This window comes from Streptomyces sp. NPDC002513, from assembly GCF_053595355.1.
The window spans coordinates 25,235-43,896 of record NZ_JBSFXK010000027.1 but is presented as its reverse complement, the minus strand read 5'-3'; the positions used below and the strand labels follow the sequence as shown (position 1 = coordinate 43,896).

The 18,662-nt window shown below is 71.8% G+C and carries 16 protein-coding genes; 2 read left to right on the top strand and 14 right to left on the bottom strand.

Annotated elements, in window-relative coordinates; genetic code table 11:
* The 10 genes from ACWD5Q_RS19210 to iolC all read right to left on the bottom strand — a co-directional run.
* On the bottom strand, positions 1 to 288 hold a 288-nt coding region (locus ACWD5Q_RS19210), incomplete at its 3' end, for a chaplin (protein WP_451428243.1).
* A gap of 161 nt (positions 289 to 449) precedes the next feature.
* Entirely contained in the window at positions 450 to 641 is a 192-nt protein-coding gene (locus tag ACWD5Q_RS19205) for a chaplin (RefSeq protein WP_451428242.1), read from the bottom strand.
* Between the two features lie 247 nt (positions 642 to 888).
* Positions 889 to 1,230, bottom strand: coding sequence for a rodlin (locus tag ACWD5Q_RS19200; RefSeq protein WP_451428197.1), 342 nt, complete (start codon positions 1,228 to 1,230; stop codon positions 889 to 891).
* Positions 1,231 to 1,605: 375 nt separating this feature from the next.
* Positions 1,606 to 2,466 (bottom strand): ABC transporter permease, encoded by an 861-nt coding sequence (locus tag ACWD5Q_RS19195; protein WP_451428196.1) that lies wholly within the window; start codon positions 2,464 to 2,466, stop codon positions 1,606 to 1,608.
* Positions 2,463 to 5,240 (bottom strand): alpha/beta fold hydrolase, encoded by a 2,778-nt coding sequence (locus ACWD5Q_RS19190; protein ID WP_451428195.1) that lies wholly within the window; start codon positions 5,238 to 5,240, stop codon positions 2,463 to 2,465. The genes ACWD5Q_RS19195 and ACWD5Q_RS19190 overlap by 4 nt, the downstream gene beginning before the upstream one ends.
* 296 nt (positions 5,241 to 5,536) lie before the next feature.
* Positions 5,537 to 6,937, bottom strand: coding sequence for an APC family permease (locus tag ACWD5Q_RS19185; RefSeq protein WP_451428194.1), 1,401 nt, complete (start codon positions 6,935 to 6,937; stop codon positions 5,537 to 5,539).
* Between the two features lie 377 nt (positions 6,938 to 7,314).
* Entirely contained in the window at positions 7,315 to 8,823 is a 1,509-nt protein-coding gene (gene mmsA / locus ACWD5Q_RS19180) for a CoA-acylating methylmalonate-semialdehyde dehydrogenase (RefSeq protein ID WP_451428193.1), read from the bottom strand.
* Between the two features lie 14 nt (positions 8,824 to 8,837).
* Positions 8,838 to 10,721 carry a 3D-(3,5/4)-trihydroxycyclohexane-1,2-dione acylhydrolase (decyclizing) gene (gene iolD / locus ACWD5Q_RS19175; protein WP_451428192.1) on the bottom strand — a complete coding sequence of 628 codons (1,884 nt, stop codon included), beginning with the start codon at positions 10,719 to 10,721 and terminating at the stop codon, positions 8,838 to 8,840.
* Positions 10,718 to 11,530, bottom strand: a complete 813-nt coding sequence (gene iolB, locus ACWD5Q_RS19170) for a 5-deoxy-glucuronate isomerase (protein WP_451428191.1) — start codon at positions 11,528 to 11,530, stop codon at positions 10,718 to 10,720. Before iolB ends, iolD begins: the two co-directional genes overlap by 4 nt.
* 104 nt (positions 11,531 to 11,634) lie before the next feature.
* Positions 11,635 to 12,624: a 5-dehydro-2-deoxygluconokinase gene (gene iolC / locus ACWD5Q_RS19165; protein WP_451428190.1), complete on the bottom strand. Its 990-nt coding sequence runs from the start codon at positions 12,622 to 12,624 to the stop codon at positions 11,635 to 11,637.
* Positions 12,625 to 13,015: 391 nt separating this feature from the next.
* On the opposite strand from iolC, the gene ACWD5Q_RS19160 reads away from it, so the two are divergent.
* Complete coding sequence (locus tag ACWD5Q_RS19160; protein WP_451428189.1) at positions 13,016 to 13,255, top strand: chaplin; 240 nt, start codon at positions 13,016 to 13,018, stop codon at positions 13,253 to 13,255.
* A 251-nt stretch (positions 13,256 to 13,506) separates the two neighbouring features.
* The gene (locus tag ACWD5Q_RS19155) at positions 13,507 to 14,112 is read left to right on the top strand and encodes a hypothetical protein (RefSeq protein ID WP_451428188.1); all 606 of its coding nucleotides are present in this window, start codon (positions 13,507 to 13,509) and stop codon (positions 14,110 to 14,112) included.
* Between the two features lie 149 nt (positions 14,113 to 14,261).
* Here ACWD5Q_RS19155 and ACWD5Q_RS19150 read toward each other — a convergent pair whose 3' ends face one another.
* From ACWD5Q_RS19150 to ACWD5Q_RS19135, 4 genes are all read right to left on the bottom strand, one after another.
* Positions 14,262 to 15,221 (bottom strand): D-2-hydroxyacid dehydrogenase family protein, encoded by a 960-nt coding sequence (locus ACWD5Q_RS19150; protein ID WP_451428187.1) that lies wholly within the window; start codon positions 15,219 to 15,221, stop codon positions 14,262 to 14,264.
* 52 nt (positions 15,222 to 15,273) lie between these two features.
* Positions 15,274 to 16,005, bottom strand: coding sequence for a L,D-transpeptidase (locus ACWD5Q_RS19145; protein ID WP_451428186.1), 732 nt, complete (start codon positions 16,003 to 16,005; stop codon positions 15,274 to 15,276).
* Between the two features lie 194 nt (positions 16,006 to 16,199).
* A complete protein-coding gene (locus tag ACWD5Q_RS19140) occupies positions 16,200 to 17,471 on the bottom strand; it encodes a DUF7927 domain-containing protein (protein ID WP_451428185.1) in 1,272 nt (423 codons plus the stop codon).
* A 582-nt stretch (positions 17,472 to 18,053) separates the two neighbouring features.
* A complete protein-coding gene (locus ACWD5Q_RS19135; protein ID WP_451428184.1) occupies positions 18,054 to 18,644 on the bottom strand; it encodes a histidine phosphatase family protein in 591 nt (196 codons plus the stop codon).
* Positions 18,645 to 18,662 lie beyond the last annotated feature (18 nt).

Genomic DNA, 18,662 nt, shown 5'->3' with positions numbered 1-18,662 from the left:
GGAGGCGACGCCGGGCGAGCCGGCCGTGGTGCCGGTGGCGTGCGCACCCGTCCCCGCGGCCTGACCGCCGGAGGTGTGGGCGCAGACGTTGCCGAACGCGGGGTTCAACGCGGCGATCACACCGACCGTGTTACCGCAGATGTTGACCGGGATGTGGACGGGGGCCTGGATGGTGTTGCCGGAGGCGACGCCGGGCGATCCGTTCGCAGTGCCGTCGGCGTGCGAGTCCGCGTACACCGGGTTGCCACACAGGGACAGAATGCCCGTCGCGGCGGCCGCCGCGACCATTCCCCTGCTCAGGGTCTGTCGCAATCTCGTTGTCTTCCTGCTGGTAGAAGTAGGTGAAGGGGGAAGGCCGGCCCTGGAACCGGAACAGAGGAGTCCAAGGCCGGCCGAGACACAGTCCGGCAGCTGATGTGTCACGACGTCAGCCGTCGGCGGCCATGACGTCAGGTGGTCGCGCAGGCGTTGCCGGCGGCCGGGTTGAGCAGCCCGACGACGCTGATGGTGTTGCCGCAGACGTTGAGCGGAATGTCCACGGGGACCTGGACGAGGTTCCCGGACAGGACACCCGGGGAGGTGCTCGCGGTGCCCTCGGCACCCGAGTCGGCCATGGCCGGAGCGGCCATGCCGAGCGCCATGACGGCACCGGCGATGACGGCGGCGCTTTTCTTGTGCTTCACGTACGTTCCCTTCTTCGCGGTCGTGCCCCTGTGACGGCCGAAACCGAGCGAGCGCGGCTTGAGCGGCTCGCCGCACGACCTGCAGTCTGTGAAACGAGGAATAGAGGACCGAAGCAACTCCCGATCGGAGGGCTCCGGGCAATTCACCCGAATGCCATCGCCGAATTCACACGCACGACGAGTACCGGGTATTGACGCCGGGTACTCAGCGGGCGGCCGTGGGCCCGCCCGGGAGAAGTGGTGCGCCCTGGGCCGCGACCGGTACGGCACCGGCCACCGGACCGGTGCCGGCCGTCGCCGGCCGACCGGCCCCGAGCCGGTCCAAAGAGGGCTGCAGCAGGGAGGACTGCGGGCTCGTACCGTCCCCGGTCGCCTGGTCGCCGGACGCACCCGGGACGACGGCCGGGGCGATGACCGGGGCGATGTCCGAGCCGGTGGACGTGGTGCGTCCGTCGTCGCCGAGGGCAAGCGCCCGGGGAGCGGCCGCCGCCGTGGCAGCGACGGCACACGCCACGACCGCTGCCACGGCCATTGCCTTCCTGAGCATTTTTCCGCGTTCCTTTCCCGGCAGAGGCATGTGTCCTGCCCTGCCATCAACCAGGCGCTCCTGCAATGGTTTCGGCGATTCACCCGGTCGGCCGTTCGGGGAACGGTCATGGTGCTTATAGCGGAAATACGGGCCCGGACCGCAGGCCGGGCGGCCCTGCCCGGCAGGGGCCTTTCGAGTGACGCGGAGCCGCCGCGGACCCGTGCGGCGAAGCCACCGAGGGGCCGTGCGGCGGTGGTCCGGGGCGGCCGGGCCGACCGAGGTCCCGCAGCCGGGACGCCCGCCGAGACCGGTGGGAGATCCTCCGTCACTCCCGGGCCTGCCGTCGAACTCCCGCCTGCCCTCCGGGCGACGGCACGAGGGTGACGGCAGGCCCTACGAGACGATGTCCTTGCGCGCGAAACCGCGGAAGGCCAGGGCGAACAGCACCAGCGCGTACGTGAGGGAAATCGCCGTGCCCTGGATCATGCCGGACCACTCGGGACGGGGCTGGACGGCGTCCGCCCAGGCGAACTGCCAGTGTGCGGGCAGGAAGTCGCGCCAGTGCCCGAGGGCGGTGATCGCGTCCAGCACGTTTCCGACGATCGTGAGGCCCACCGCGCCGCCCACCGCGCCCAGCGGTGCGTCCGTCCGGGTCGACAGCCAGAACGCGAGCCCGGCGGTGACCAGTTGGGACACGAAGATGTACGCCACCACGACCACGAGCCGCTGGGCCGCCGTGCCCGCGGCGAGGGCACCGCCGGTCGGCAGCTCCAGCGGTCCCCAGCCGTAGACCGCCGTTCCCACCGCGAGCGCGACGACCGGCAGCAGCACCATGGCCGCGAGGCTCAGACCCAGTCCGACCGCGAGCTTGGACCACAGCAGACGGGCGCGCGGGACGGGCGCCGCGAGCAGATAGCGCAGCGAGGACCAGCTCGCCTCGGAGGCGACCGTGTCCCCGCAGAACAGGGCGACCGGGATCACCAGCAGGAACCCGGCGGAGACGAAGAGGTTCACCGCGGCGAAGTTGGCGCCCGACGCGGTCGCCGTGTCCATGAGCGTGACCTGCCCGTTGCGGTCGCCCGGTTTGCCGACGGCGAAGGCGACGGCCAGCACGAACGGCAGCAGGGCCAGGACCGCGCCCATGACGAGCGTACGGCGCCGCTTCAACTGCCGGACCAGCTCGACGCGGAGCGGGAGCGTCCGCCGCGCCCGGTACCCGTCGGCCGTCTCGGCCCGCTCGGCGAGCGCACTCATGCGGAACCTCCGATCAGGGTGAGGAAGGCGTCCTCGAGCCGACGGTGGGGCCCGAGCGAGGCCACGGGCACGTCGAGCCGCACCAGCTCGACGAGCAGCCGGGCCGCGGCCGCGGAACCGGAGGCGACCGGCCCGGCGGACCCGCCGGGAGAGACGGTGGGGGAGACGGTGGAGGCGGTCGGCTCTCCCGGCACCACGGCCGCCACGGTGGAGGCGGCCGGCTCCGGGGAGGCGGCCGGTTCCGTGGCCGGGGTGAGGCGCACCAGCAGTCCGCCCTCCGCCCGTACCGCCGACGCGACGCCGGGCAGCGCGGCCACCTTCTCCACCAGCGGGTCGGCGATGTCGGCCGCCAGGCCCACGAGCAGGGTGTCGCCGGAGCCCACGATCTCGCTCACCGGCCCCGCCTGGACCAGTCGGCCGCGGTCCATGACCGCCAGGTGTGTGCTGGACTGTTCGACCTCCGCCAGCAGATGGCTGGAGACGATGACCGTGCGGCCCCCCGCCGCGTACCGGATCATGACCTCGCGCATCTCGCGGATCTGCGGCGGGTCCAGACCGTTGGTCGGTTCGTCGAGGATCAGCAGGTCCGGCAGACCGAGCATCGCCTGCGCGAGGGCGAGCCGCTGGCGCATGCCCTGGGAGTAGGTGCGGACCGCGCGGGACAGCGCGTCGCCGAGCGCCGCGATCCGAAGCGCCTCGTCCAGGTGTGCGTCCTCGGGCGGGCGGCCGGTCGCCTTCCAGTACAGCTCCAGGTTCTCCCGGCCCGACAGGTGCGGCAGGAAGCCCGCGCCCTCCACGAAGGCGCCGACCCGCGACAGCACCGGTGCGCCCGGGCGGATCGCATGGCCGAAGACCCGGATCTCGCCGCTGTCCGGCGTGATGAGACCCATCAGCATGCGGAGTGTCGTCGTCTTGCCCGCGCCGTTCGGCCCGAGCAGACCCAGCACCTGGCCCGTCTCCACCCGGAAGGACACATCCCGCACCGCGTACCGGTCGGCGGACTTCGCGTACCGCTTGCTCAGGCCCGTGATCTGCAACGGGACATCGGCGAGCGCGGGGTCGGGAGCCGGTGCCGCCGTACGGCGACGGCCCGTCAGGAGCAGGGCCGCCGCGGCCACCGCTCCGGCGACCGGCAGCCACCACACCCAGGAGGGCAGCGGGGGCGCCGCGGTCGTCACGCCCGGTGCCGTCGGCACCGCGAGGCCGCTCTTCAGGGAGACCCGGTAGGTGGCCGGCGCGGCCGGGGACGCATAGCCGAGGTCCGTGGAGGCGAGCACCAGCCGCAGCCGGTGGCCCTTCTGCACCTCGTGGTCGACGGCCGGCAGGGTGAGCGTGACGTCCTTGCCGCTCCGGGCGCCGGTCACCCGGACGGGCGCGACCAGTTGCGAGGGCAGCACCGGCGGGCCGCCGCCGGGGCCGACGTCGTACACCTTCCCGAAGAGCACGGCGTCGTCGCTCGTCGACGTCACATGGACGGTCACCGTCGGCGACCCGGTGATCCACAGGTCGTCGCGGACCGGGGCCGAGTCGAAGTGCGCGTACTGCCCGGGGAAGTCGAGCGACACCCCGACGCCCACCGACGACAGCTGGGACAGGCCGCCGAGGCCGCCGAGGCCGGGGAGCGAGGAGACCGCGGGCGGGCTGGCGCCGGCCGGGTTCGCGAAGCTCTGCTGGCGACCGGTCAGCGGGACCGTCCGCCGCCCGCTCTCCAGACCGGGGTAGGTGTCCGCGCTCGCACCGCTCAACTGGACCGTGCCGTCCGTGGAGTCGATGCCCCCGGTCCGGGTGATCCGGAACGCGGGCCCGGTGTCCGTGCCCTTCTCGTCCTGCAGATAGCGGTCGAACCATGCCGTGACGCGCGCCTGGACGCGGTTCGTCTCCAGGTCGCCGCCGTCGTGCCCGCCCGGGATCCAGTCGACGTCCACGGGCGCGCCGTTCGCCCGGATGGTCCGGGCCGCCGCGTCCGCCTGGCCGAGCGGGAACAGCGAGTCGGACTGGCCCTGCACGAGCAGCGTGGGCACCTTGATGTCCTTGCCGACGGCGGAGGGGGAGCGCTCCTGGAGCAGGGCGCGCGCCTGCGCGTCGGGCGTGCCGGACTCCGCCACCCGGTCGTACATCCGGCACAGCTCGGCGGTGAACTGGGCGCAGCCCCCGCCGGAGTTCACGAAGACGCCCGCCCACAGCTTCTTGAACACGCCGTTCGGGAACAGGGCGTCCGCCAGGTTCCAGTACGTGATCTCCGGGGCGATCGCGTCCACCCGGTGGTCGAGACCGGCCGCCAGCAGCGAGACCGCCCCGCCGTACGACGCGCCCGCCATGCCCACGCGTGGGTCGCCGGGCTTGTCCAGCTCGACCTCGGGCTGCTTCGCCAGCCAGTCGATCAGCTTCGAGACGTCGGCGACCTCGCCCCGGGGATCGTTCAGCCCGATGCGTCCCGTGGACTTTCCGAAGCCGCGCGCCGACCAGGTCAGCACGGCGTACCCGTCCCGGGCGAGCTTGACCGCCTGGTCTCTGACGTCGTCCTTGCTGCCGCCGAAACCGTGGGCGAGCAGGACGGCCGGGCGGCGGCCGGCGGGCCCCGCGATGAAGTACGACGTGTCGATCCGTACGCCGCCGCCCATGTCCATGACCCTGTCGGCGCGGTGCACGGCAGGCGCGTCGTCCGAGGCGACGGCCGTCCACGTGCCGATGCCGGCCAGCACGAGGACGACCGCGGCGACGGCGGCCACGGCCCCTCGGCGCAGCCCCCGGACCGCGGGCAGTCGAAGATCCATGCGTCAACGGTAAAGGCCGCCACCGACAACCGCTGCACTCGCCGGTCGGAACTCCGGCCCCTCCCCCAGGCGTAGGGACCCGATGCCGTGTACCGCGGTCGCGGTACGGCGGCGCGGTGAGACGCGCTGTGCTGCCACCGGGTGCTCCCCGTCGGCCGGCTGTCCGCGGCACGGCCCAAGTGCCGCTCCTCGGCGTGGGGTTCGCCTTCCGGGCCGCGTTCCGCCGGGCCGGACACCGTAGGCCGCTCCGGCCGGAGCGGGAGGACCGCTCGCGCCGGGGCGGCCCGCGCCCGGGCTCAGGCCTGCGCGTCCTCCGGGATCGACACCAGCCAGCGGGTGTCGCGGCGGGGGCGGAGGTAGAGCGCCCAGTACAGGGTGGCCGCCGCGGTGATGCCGCCCGTCCACAGCAGGTAGCCGACCTCCTGCTGGCTGAGGATGTACGCGAGGACCACGATCAGCAGGAGCGGCATCGCCGGCCACAGCGGCATCCGCCACGCGGACGTGTGCCGGTGCGCGCCGCGCCGGGCGAGCAGTGCGGCGACCGCCACCAGCAGGTACATGCCGGTCACCGAGACGCCCGTGACGCCGTAGAGCGTGTCCAGGTTGACGAAGCACAGCAGCGCGCCCGGGACGCCGACGACGAGGGTGGCGACCCACGGGGAACCGAACCGGCCGAGCCTGGCCAGGCCCTGGTTGACCGGCTCGGGCCAGGCCTTGTCGCGGGCGGAGGCGAACAGCACCCGGGAGTTCTGGATGACCATGACGATGCCCGCGTTGATGATGGCGAGCGCCACGCACAGGCTCACGAAGGTGCCGACGGCCGAGTTGGACCAGGCGGTGACCATGGTGCTGATGTCGCCGCTCGTCAGCGCCTTCAGGTCGGGTGCGCCCATGGTGATCGCCACGACCGGGACCAGGATGACGACCGAGGAGATGGCGAGGGTGGCGAGGACCGTGCGGGCGACGTTGCGGCGCGGGTTCTCCAGTTCCTCGGAGAGGTAGACGGCGGTCGAGAAGCCCTGGGTGACGAAGAGGGCGATGGCGAGCCCGGAGACCACCAGCATGGCCGTCACGGTGTCCGTGTGGCCGCCGGAGCCGGCCACCTGCATCGAGACCAGGCTGCCGAGGCCGCGCTCGCTGTGGGCGAAGCCCAGGACCGCGACGACGCCCGCGGCCACCACCTCAAGGACCAGGAAGATGCCGGTGATCCAGGCGTTGGCGCGCAGGTCCAGCAGTCCGGCGAGGGTGGCGAGCAGCATGACGCTCGCGCCCGTCATCGCCGGGTCGAGGTGCACGATCGGGGCGAGGTAGTCCGCCGTGCCCATGGCGATCACCGGCGGGACGATCATGACGACCAGCAGCGACAGGACGAAGACCAGCCAGCCCGCGAGCCGCCCGGCCAGCGTCGAGACCATGGCGTACTCGCCGCCGGCACTGGGGATCAGGGTGCCCAGCTCCGAGTAGCAGAACGCCACGGCGATACAGAGGAGGGAGCCGATGGCGATCGTGAGGGCGGTGGCGGTGCCCAGCGAGCCGAACAGGTCGGGAACGACCACGAAGAGCGTGGAGGCGGGCGTCACGCACGACAGCGTGAGCAGGGTGCCGCCGACGACGCCGATGGAACGTTTGAGCGTCTGAGGACTGCTCTCCGGCGCCGGGGCGACGGGGTTCTCGACAGGGCGGAGCGTGTCGGTCATGCGGCGGTTCCGATCGACTCGTGCGGCGGTGGTTCGGGCGGGAGCGTTATCGCCTCCGGAGGCTGGGTCGTCCTACTGCTCGTCCTCTCCCGGTGCGCTGCATGGAACCCCGGCGAAAACCAGTGCGTCAATGGCCGTTAACCTTCGGAATCCGCAGTTGTAAAGAGGCCTGCGTCACGTAGCTTTCCCAGGACATGACGTTCGTCTGTCTCTTTAGTCAAGCTTGTGAGTGATTGGACCTTGCTTTCGAAGGTAAAAATCGCAACGGGCCTGCGTCACCCCTTCAATGGCGCCCACACGGGAACCGCAGCGAAGGTGTCAAAAAAATGTCAGGCCGTCCGGAATCCGGACGGCCTGACGGGGGCTCACGACTCCGCTCAGTGATTGCGCGGGAACCCCAGGTCCACACCCGCCGGGGCCTCGGACGGGTCGGGCCAGCGGGTGGTGATCACCTTGCCGCGGGTGTAGAAGTGCGTGCCGTCGTTGCCGTAGATGTGATGGTCGCCGAAGAGCGAGTCCTTCCAGCCGCCGAAGGAGTGGTAGCCCACCGGGACCGGGATCGGCACGTTCACGCCGACCATGCCCGCCTGGATCTCGAGCTGGAAGCGGCGGGCCGCGCCGCCGTCCCGGGTGAAGATCGCGGTGCCGTTGCCGAACGGCGAGTCGTTGATGAGGGCGACGCCGTCCTCGTACGTCTCGGCGCGCAGCACGCACAGCACCGGGCCGAAGATCTCGTCCTGGTACGCCTTCGCCGTGGTCGGCACCTTGTCCAGCAGCGAGATGCCGATCCAGTGGCCGTCCTCGTAGCCGGCGCCTTCATAGGTGTACGCCGAACCGTCCAGGACGACCTCGGCGCCCTCCGCCGCCGCGCCCGTCACATACGACGCCACCTTGTCGCGGTGCGCCTTGGTGATCAGCGGGCCCATCTCGGAGGCCGGGTCGTCGCCCGGACCGATCTTGATCTTCTCGGCGCGCTCGCGGATCTTCTCCACCAGCGCGTCGCCGATGGCGCCGACCGCCACCACGGCGGAGATCGCCATGCAGCGCTCGCCCGCCGAGCCGTACGCCGCGGAGACCGCCGCGTCCGCCGCAGCGTCCAGGTCGGCGTCCGGCAGCACCAGCATGTGGTTCTTGGCGCCGCCCAGGGCCTGCACGCGCTTGCCGTTCGCGGTGGCGGTGGTGTGGATGTAGCGGGCGATCGGGGTCGAGCCGACGAACGACACCGCCGTGACGTCCGGGTGCGCAAGGAGCCGGTCCACGGCCACCTTGTCGCCGTGGACGACGTTGAAGACACCGTCCGGCAGACCCGCCTGCGCGAGCAGCTCGGCGAGGCGGACGGACACCGACGGGTCCTTCTCGGACGGCTTCAGCACGAAGGTGTTGCCGCACGCGATCGCGATCGGGAACATCCACATCGGGACCATCGCCGGGAAGTTGAACGGCGTGATGCCCGCGACGACACCGAGCGGCTGCCGGATCGAGGCCACATCCACCCGGCTCGCCACCTGCGTGGACAGCTCGCCCTTCAGCTGTACGTTGATGCCGCAGGCCAGGTCGACGATCTCCAGGCCGCGCGCCACCTCGCCGAGCGCGTCGCTGTGCACCTTGCCGTGCTCGGCGGTGATCAGCTCGGCGATCTCGTCGCGGTGCGCGTCCAGCAGCGCCCGGAACGCGAAGAGAACGGACGTGCGCTGCGCGAGTGAGGACTGCCCCCACGTCACGAACGCCTCCTTGGCCGCGGCCACGGCCGCGTCCACCTCGTCCACGGTCGCGAAAGCGACCTGGGTGGTGACCGCGCCGGTCGCCGGGTCCGTCACGGGCCCGTACGTGCCTGACGCGCCGTCGACGGTCTTGCCGCCGATCCAGTGGTTGACGATCTTCGTCATGCCCAAGAACTCCTTCACAGATGGCGGCGCCGGGTCGAGACGTGCCGGTCGTACTCCTCGCGCGCCGTGACCGCCGACGGCCTTGTCGCGGTCTCGGCCACGGGTACATCCCACCAGGCCTGCGCCGGAGGTGCGCCCGACACAGTGTCTGCGGTTTCGGTCTCCACGTAGACACATGTGGGAGTCTGAGCGGCGCGCGCCTCGGCGAGCGCGGCCCGCAGGTCACCCACGGTCTTCGCGCGCAGTACGCGCATGCCCAGGCTGGCCGCGTTGGCGGCCAGGTCCACGGGCAGCGGCGCCCCCGTGTAGGCACCGTCCGCGGACCGGAAGCGGTAGGCGGTGCCGAACCGCTCCCCGCCCACGGACTCCGACAGGCCGCCGATGGACGCGTAGCCGTGGTTCTGCACGAGCAGAACCTTGATCGCGATCCCCTCCTGCACGGCCGTGACGATCTCCGTCGGCATCATCAGATAGGTGCCGTCACCGACCAGCGCCCACACCGGACGGTCGGGTGCCGCCATCTTCACGCCGATCGCGGCCGGGATCTCGTAGCCCATGCACGAGTAGCCGTACTCCAGGTGGTACTGGTCCGGCGAACGGGTGCGCCACAGCTTGTGCAGATCGCCGGGGAGCGAGCCGGCCGCGCCCACGAGGATGTCGGACTCGTCCACCACGGCGTCCAGCGCGCCGATGACCTGCGGCTGCGTCGGCCGTACAACCGGCTCGTCGGCCTCGAAGCAGGCGTCCACGCGGTGCTCCCAGCGCTGCTTGTCCTCCGTGTACTCGGCGACGTACCGGGGATCGGCGCGGTGCCCGTGCAGTTCCAGCGCCTCGGTCAGCTCCTCCAGGCCGCTGCGGGCGTCAGCGACCAGCGGCAGCCCGGAGAGCTTGTGGCTGTCGAACGGGGCGATGTTGAGGTTGAGGAAGCGCACGCCCTCCCCGGCGAAGAGGGTGCCGGAGGCCGTGGTGAAGTCGGTGTAGCGGGTGCCGACCCCGATCACCAGGTCGGCTGTGCGGGCCAGTTCGTCGGCGGTCGCCGTGCCGGTGTGGCCGATACCGCCGACGTCCTGCGGGTGGTCCCAGCGCAGCGAGCCCTTGCCGGCCTGGGTGGCGGCGACCGGGATGCCGGTGGCCTCGGCGAACTCCGCGAGCGCCGCCTCCGCACGGCTGTGGCGGACGCCGCCGCCGGCCACCACGAGCGGGCGCAGGGCGGCCCGGACCGCCTGGACGGCATCGGCGAGTTCGACCGGGTCGGCGCCCGGGCGGCGCACCGTCCAGGTCCGCTCGGCGAAGAACTCCGGCGGCCAGTCGTAGCCTTCCGCCTGGACGTCCTGCGGCAGTGCGAGCGTCACCGCGCCCGTGTCGACCGGGTCGGTGAGCACGCGCATCGCCTGGAGGGCGGCCGGGATCAGCGCCTCGGGGCGGGTGATCCGGTCGAAGTACCTCGACACCGGCCGCAGACAGTCGTTGACGGACACATCACCGGCATGGGGGACCTCCAGTTGCTGGAGCACCGGGTCCGCCGGGCGGGTGGCGAAGACGTCGCCGGGCAGCAGCAGGACCGGGAGGTGGTTGATCGTGGCGAGGGCGGCGCCCGTGACCAGGTTGGTGGCGCCGGGGCCGATGGACGTCGTCACCGCGTGCGCGGACAGCCGGTTCGACTGCCGGGCGTAGCCGACCGCCGCGTGCACCATCGACTGCTCGTTGCGGCCCTGGTGGAAGGGCATGACGTCGCCGTACTCGACCAGCGCCTGCCCGAGGCCCGCGACATTGCCGTGGCCGAAGATGCCCCAGGTGGCGCCGATCAGCCGACGGCGCACGCCGTCGCGCTCGGTGTACTGGGCGGCCAGGAAGCGTACGAGCGCCTGAGCGACCGTGAGCCTCGTCGTCGAGGTCATCGGTATCCCTCCGTGTGGTCGGGGTGGAAGCGGATCCGCCACTGGCGCTCCTCACCCGGTCCGGCCATGACGTTCAGGTAGTACATGGTGTGCCCGGGCTGGGCGATCGAGGGGCCGTGCCAGCCGTCGGGGACGAGGACGGCGTCGCCGGTGCGGACCTCGGCGAGGACGTCGGAGCCGCCCTCGCGCGAGGGGAACACGCGCTGGTACCCGAAGCCGTTCGGCCCCTCGATCTCGAAGTAGTAGATCTCCTCCAGCTCGGTCTCCTCGCCCGGCCGCGTCTCGTCGTGCTTGTGCGGCGGGTACGAGGACCAGTGGCCGCCGGGCGTGATCACCTCGACGGCGATGAGCTTGTCGCACGCGAAGGCGTCGGCGGAGGCGAAGTTGCGCACCTGGCGGGCGCATCCGCCGCTGCCGCGGTCTTCGACGGGAACCTCCGGCGCGGGGCCGTAGCGGGCGGGGAGTCGGCGCTCGCACCTCGCTCCTGCCAGGGCGAAGCGGCCTCCCGCGCCGGAGGCGATCTGCACCCGGGCGTCACGGGGCACGTACGCGAAGTCCGATACCCCCGCGAAGACGGTGTCCCTGCCCAGGAGTTGCCATGTCGCGTCCTCGACGCGCACGGTACAGGCGCCCTGGAGGGGAAGCACGATCCACTCGCTGTCACCGGTGGTGAACAGATGGGTGTCCCCCGGCCGCAGCTCCACGACCCGCAGACTGCTGTGGCTCCAGCCGGCCCGCTCGGGGTCGATGTCGAGGGCGTACCGCGCGTTCGCGGTCGCGCCCCGGGGAACGTACAGCTCGTTGCTCATGCGGCCCTCACAGAAGTCCTACGGCGTTGTCCACGGCCCAGGCGATGTCACCGTCCGCCGGGTACGGCGGCGAATGCGCCGGGCGCCCCCGACGCGTCCCGCCCTCATCGCACCGCTCCCGCCGTGACCGCGTCCTCGATCTCCGAGGGCGTGGGCATCGCGGACGAGCACTCCAGACGGGAGGCCACGATCGCCCCCGCGGCGTTCGCGTACCGCATGATCCGCTCCAGGTCCCAGCCCGCGAGCAGCCCGTGGCAGAGCGACCCGCCGAAGGCGTCGCCGGCACCGAGGCCGTTGAGGACCTTGACCGGGAGTGGGGGGACCTCCGCCGACTCGCCCGCGGCGCTGACCGCGAGCACGCCCTTGGCTCCCTGCTTGACCACCGCGAGGGCGACGCCGGCGTCCAGCAGGGCCTGGGCGGCGGCGTGCGGGTCGCGCTCCCCGGTGGCGATCTCCACCTCGTCGACGTTGCCGACGGCGACCGTGGTGTGGCGCAGGGCCTCGGCGTAGAAGGGGCGCGCGGAGCCGGCGTCCTGCCAGAACATGGGACGCCAGTCGAGGTCGAAGACCGTCGTACCGGACGTGGCGCGGTGGGCGAGGGCGGCGAGCGTCGCGGTGCGGCTCGGCTCCTCGCTCAGGCCCGTGCCCGTCATCCAGAAGACGCGCGCGGCGCGGATCGCGTCCAGGTCCAGCTCGTGCGCGCCGATCTCCAGGTCCGGCGCCTTGGGCAGGCGGTAGAAGTACAGCGGGAAGTCGTCCGGCGGGAAGACCTCGCAGAAGGTGACCGGGGTCGGCAGCCCCGCGACCGGGGTCACCCAGCGGTCGTCGACGCCGAAGCCGCGCAGCGCCTCGTGGAGGTAGGTGCCGAAGGGGTCGTCACCCGTGCGCGTGATCACCGCCGTCCGGCGTCCGAGGCGGGCAGCGGCGACCGCGACGTTCGTCGCCGACCCGCCCAGGAACTTCCCGAAGGCCGTCACCTGGGGCAGGGGCACGCCCGTCTGCAGCGGATAGAGATCCACGCCGATCCGGCCCATGGTGATCAGGTCGTACGGGGCACCGGCGCCGTGCGGACCCCACTCCTCGGACTCCTCCATCGAGTTCCCTTCACCTCGGCTGCCCCCAGGTCTAGCTGCGCGAAGGGAACCCTGTCAATGCTTTGTCCGGACATTCGGACGATTGCTTGACATGGTTTCGGGGCGGCTCGAAGTCGGCCCTGCCGAAGCCGGGTCCCGCGCCGGCGGCCGCTACGGGCCCGGCGTCGGAGCAGGATGTGTGCCGTCCGGTCCGGGTGGGCCGCCGCCGATCGCGCGGCGCGCCCGGGCGCGCCTGTGCGGGTGACGGAGTGTCACATGTGTCGGCGTTGTGAAGTCCGGCAATTCAGGAGATCACCCCATCGGGGGCGCAACCAGGACGGGGGCCTCGCAGTTGACTCGGCGTCGGGCATTCCGCCCGGTTGTTGTGACGACTTCCAAGGAGCACCTCTCCATGTCGCGTATCGCGAAGGGCCTGGCCCTGACCACCGTTGCCGCTGCGGCCGTGGCGGGCGCCGCGGGTATCGCCGCCGCCGACAGTGGCGCCAGCGCCGCCTCCGACGCCTCGCCGGGCATCGCGTCGGGCAACGTCGTGCAGGCCCCGATCCACGTCCCGGCCAACGTCTGCGGGGTGACGGCCACCGTCATCGGCCTGCTGAACCCGGCGGGCCCGAACAACTGCGCCAGCAGCTGACGTCCGAGCGGACCCTTCTGGCCGGCCGTTCTCCTTCGGGAGACGGCCGGTCGGCGTATGTCCGGGCCACCCGGCTGTTCCGCCGAACGGGTGGTGTGCGTTTCGATCTCTCCACAGGGCCTCTCACCAGGCACGACGAGGGCGACGACGTCACCCTGTCCAGCTACACCGAGCGGCCGAACGGTTGCAGTCCGCGATGTCCCCTTTCACGGTGAATCTCAGGCACCAAGCCTGACGACGAAAGGAACATCATGCGTGTTCTGTCCGCGCGGCGCTTTGCCTCCCCAGCGCTCTGCGCCCTGCTGCTCATCGGAATCACCGGACCGACCGCCGTGGCGGCCGACCACGCCTCGGCGCGTGGCCGCGTCCCCGCGGAGACGGCCCCCCTCCCCCCGAGCGCCGATGTCCTGGTGCGCCCGGTCACCGACCTGCTGGACGCCGTACTCAAGGCGCACCACAACCGGATCCCGGCCGACGAGGCGGCCAGGCTCGGCAAGGCGCTGGACGACGCCATCGCCCAGGTGACCATGGCCTCACCGGCCACCCAGGCTCCGGATGCCGACGAGGCCGACGCCATCGCCGACCTGCGCCAGTCGACCGACAAGCTGCTCGCGGCCGCCACCTCCGACGACACGAGCCAGGTCGCGCCGGCGGCCACGACGGTGGTGAACGATCTCGCCAAGGTCCTCGCCGCGGGCTTCGTCACCGGCGGGCTGCTGCCCCTTCCCAACCCCTCCGGCCCGTCGGCTCTGCCCAGCCTTCCGTCGGTGCCCTCGCCGAAGCCCTCCGCATCGCCCATGGTGTCGCCCCTGCTGACGCCCAAGTTGACGCCCATGCCGTCGCACTCGACGAGCTGAGCGCTCTGCGGCACGCGGCGACCCGAGTCCCGTAGCGCAGGGCGCTCCGAGCCGCAGCGATGCACCGCACCGCACAGCCGTCGGCCGGCCACCAGGCCCGTCGGCGGCTGTCGGCGTGCACGGGCGCTCCGGCCGGCGGCCGTGCACGGTCAGCCGAGGCGGCGCACCGGCTCCCCGGCCAGGTACGCCTGGATGTCCTCGACGGCCTCGCCGTAGTACGTCGCGTAGTTGGCGCGGGAGACGTACCCGAGGTGCGGGGTGGCCAGCAGCCGCGGTGCGGTGCGCATCGGATGGCCGGCCGGGAGCGGCTCCAGGTCGAAGACGTCGACTCCCGCGCCGGCGATGCGGCCCTCGTGCAGGGCGGCGAGCAGGGCGTCCTGATCCACGAGGGCGGCGCGCGAGGTGTTGACCAGATAGGCGGTCGGTTTCAGCAGGGCGAGTTCACGGGCGCCGATCAGCCCGCGGGTGCGGTCCCCGAGCACGAGGTGCACCGAAACGAAGTCGCTGCTGGTGAGCAACTCCTCCAGGGAGGCAGCGCGTTCGACGCCGACCTCGTCCGCGCGCTCCTGGGTGAGGTGCCGGCTCCAGGCGGCGACCTCCATGCCGAAGGCGAGCCCGACCCGGGCCACGCGGCCGCCGATCTTCCCGAGTCCGAGCAGCCCGAGCCGCCGCCCGTGCAGATCCGCGCCCACCGTGCTCTGCCAGGGACCGCCGTCCCGCAGGGCGTTGCTCTCCGTCACGATCCCCCGCGCGAGCCCGAGCAGCAGCGCCCAGGTCAGCTCGACGGGCGGGGTGGAGGAACTGGCGGTGCCGCAGACGGTCACGCCGTGCGCCGCCGCGGCGGCGTAGTCGATGACGGAGTTCCGCATCCCGGAGGCGATGAGCAACTTCAGCCGGGGCAACCGGGCCAGCAAGGAGGAGGGGAAGGGCACGCGTTCGCGCAGCGTGACCACGATGTCGAACCCGGCGAGCGCCTCGGCCAGGGTGTCCTCGTCGGCGAAGTGCTCGGCGAAGGACACCACCTCCACCCGGTCCGCCACGGGCGACCAGTTCGCGACGGAGGTCGCGATCCGCTGGAAGTCGTCGAGTACGGCACAACGAAGCCGCATGTCAGCCCCCTTCTGATCAACGGGGGAAACCCTATCGAAGCGGTGTGCGGGGTCAGTTGTCGCCGCGTGTGCCCCAGACGGTGACGCCGTCGCCGACGTGCAGCATGGGCCACAGGGCCTTCGCGTCGGCGTAGCGGAGGTTCACACAGCCGTGGGAGCCCGGGTCCTCGAAGATCGGGCGGTAGCTGGCGTGGAGGGCCTGGCCGCGGTCGAAGAACTGACTGAACGGCATGGCGGCGTCGTACAGACCGGACCAGAACTTCTCCACCCGCCGGTAGATCTTGTGCGTCCCGTTGCGGGTGCGGTGGCCGGACATTCCGGTGCGCGCGGGGACCGGGCCGAAGACGATCTTCGCGCCCTGCTGCACCCACAGCAACTGGCGCGACTGGTCGACACAGACCAGGCGCCTGAACCGCCCGGAACACCCGGTGAGCGACTCCTTGTGCCGGGCGGCCCAGTCCGCCACCGCGGCCCGGTGGCTCACCGACCCGGCGTATCCGTCCGCCGGGCTGATGCCGTACGTGGTCTGCAGGGTGCGGATCGCCGCGCAGTCCCGCTCCGACTGCTTCCCGTCCTGAGGCAGGCCCAGGTACTTCTCCACCTCGCGCTGATCAGGCCCGGTGGCGAGGCGGCACATCGAGGTGCTGCCGTCTCCCCGGGGCCGAACCCCCGTCGTTCCCGCGGCCGATGCCCCCGGTGCGCCGGTCACCACCAGGGACCCCGCCATGACGGCCAGGGCGACGAGGCGACGGTGTCGGCAGTGGACGCGTGACCTCGGTGTCATCGGTTCCTCCTGGTGCCCGTGCCTCGCGCGTGCGCGAGGCCCTCCGATGTGTCCCACGGAACCGTTGACGTTCTTTCCTCGTATAAAACGAAGTTGCCGCGGCTCTCACCCCAATGCGGGCCGCGGACGCGGGTTCTGCACACGACGGTGCCCCGGGCCCGCCCAGCGGCCCCGGGGCACTCTTCGTCCGGTCGTCACCGCCGAGCGGCGTGCGACCTGGTGGCGTCCTTGTCCCGGACGTGGACGGTGCCGAGCGTCGAGCACTCCCTGCTGGCGCCGACCGTCGGGCAGTTGCTGCCGGGGGCGTCGGAGACCAGCCCGTTCTGCAGCCTCAGGTCGCCGAAGTCCCGGCGATCGACGGTGATCGAGTAGCGGATGACTGCCGACTCACCGCGCCGGAGCGGACCCGTCCAGGTGAGCCGCGGCTGGGCGTAGCCGGTGACGCCGACGCTGGCGTTTTCGTCGTTGTCGAACCGGGCGTCGTCCAGCACACCGGTCAGATCGTCGGTGAAGTGCGCCTGGTTGTTGCCCACGAGGTCCAGGTCGCCGGTGTTGCGGACCCTGATGGTGTACCGGACGGTGTCACCCGGCCGGATCGTCCGGGGCGCCTCCATGGTCTTGGTGAACCTGAGGGCGGATCGACCGACCCGGTTGCTGGCCGTGTTGTTGCCCAGGTCAGGGTCGGACTCGTTGCCGCGGACCGTCGCCGTGTTCCGGATGCGGTTGAAGTCCGGGCCGGCGACGCCGGTCACGGTGACCGTGGCGGTGCCTCCCGCGGCCAGCGCACCGCCGGAGCAGGCCAGCAGGTTGGAGGCGGAGACGGTGCAGCCCGGCGAGGTGGTGTACGGGCCGTGCAGAGCCGACGGAAGCTGGTCGGTGACGATCCAGCCGCTCGAGGCGCTCGAGCTGTTGTCCCTCACTGTGAGGGTGTACGTCACCCGGCTGTTGGCGGATGCCGACGACGGCCCCGACTTGGACAACGCCAGATCCACTTGCCGCTGTGTGATGGCGGTGCGTACGGCGTCCGCGTTGTTGCTGTAGTCAGGGTCGGGTTCGAGGCCTTCTACGGTCACGACGTTGTGGAGGTTGGTGTAACCCTGACCGGCGGTGCCGGCGACGGTGAGCGTGGCGCTGTCGTGAGCGGCCAGCGAACCGTGGGTGCAGGTCAGCAGGCCCGGGGCGGGGATGGAGCACCCGGCCGGGGGCACCACACCGCGGATACCCGTCGGAAGGTAGTCGGTGACGGTGTACCCGCTCGAGGGGCTGGAGCTGTTGTTCGTCACCGTGATGGTGTAGGTGACGGCCTGACCCTCCGCCGCGGACGCCGGGCCCGTCTTCGTCACCGCGAGGTCGACGCCGACCTGCCGCGACTGTGCCGGGGAATGCACCCCTTTCACCTTGCTGACGGAGTTGCTGGGGGCGGCGACCGCGGTGGAGGAAGCCATGCCCGCAGTCAGCGCCGTCATGATGCCCACTACGGTGAGCACTGACACCGCGCCGGGGTGTCGAGCGCCGGGGCGCATGCCGTTACCTTGACTCACGAGGATTGACCCTTCATGCCGGAGGCCTGATGCAGCCGGCGCCCATGCGTCCGGTGCCGGAAGCGGCCTGTCGAAAGATTTCAGTTGAAGAACAGCACATGGGGCATTTATCGGTCAGTTCTGGCGCGGTATTTCAGGATTTTTTAGTCCCAATGGAGCATTCTTCGGCGGGTCCTGTGGACATGCGGTGCAGCGTGCGATGGGCGGCGATGTGCAGGCGGTTGCATATCGGCCGAGTTGGGAATATCTGCGCACGCGCTGCGGCCCGGACGGGCGGCTCGGGGCGATTGCGCGTGCTCGGACCAGGGGCGGCGATTCCGGCGCGCGCAATTTCGCAAACAGGGTTCGAGGCGTAGAAATCGGCCCTTCGAGTCCCTTCGCGCTCCATCGGGTTCACGGTCCCCCGGGAAATGCGTTACGGGCAAGACTCCGCCATCGCGGGCGGGCTGTCGTCCCGGAGCCCGCCCGAGGAGCGGCCCGGGGGTGAACCTGGCGGGGGGATCGGCTTCAGGGAGCGCCGACTTCGCTGCGGCAGCCGAGCGCCGTCCCCAGGGTCATGTTCCACCGTCCGGCGCGGCCGGTGAACTCGGTGGCGGTCAGCGGCGGCACGTCGATCCGCCAGAAGGCCGAGTCCGGTGCCGCGAGCACCCGCACGACGACGGCCCGTACGATCTCCGGCTCCACGACGGCGACCGTGCGGCCAGACAGCTGCGCGGTCTCGTCCAGCCACCCGCCCACCCGTGCGCACAGTTCGTGCACCGACTCCCCGCCGTGCGGAGCGGCCGAAGGGTCCGCCAGCCACAGCCCCACGGCGTCCGGCTCGTCGACGCCGACCTCCTCCAGCGTCCGGCCGCGCCATCGGCCCACGTCCAGCCCGGCCGGCGCGGGTCCGGCAGCCGCGGCGAGGCCGAGCGCCGACGCCGTCTCCCGGCAGCGCACGGTGGGGGAGACCAGTACCCGGTCGGCCGGGGGAGGCGAACCCGCCGCCGACCGGGCGCGCGCCGCGCCGGCCGCGTCGAGCGGGCACCCGTCGTCGAAGCGGGCCTGCCGCAACGCCGCGTTCATCGCGGGCGAGATCAACGTCACCCGGCTCGTCATCGGCTCACTCCCGCGCTC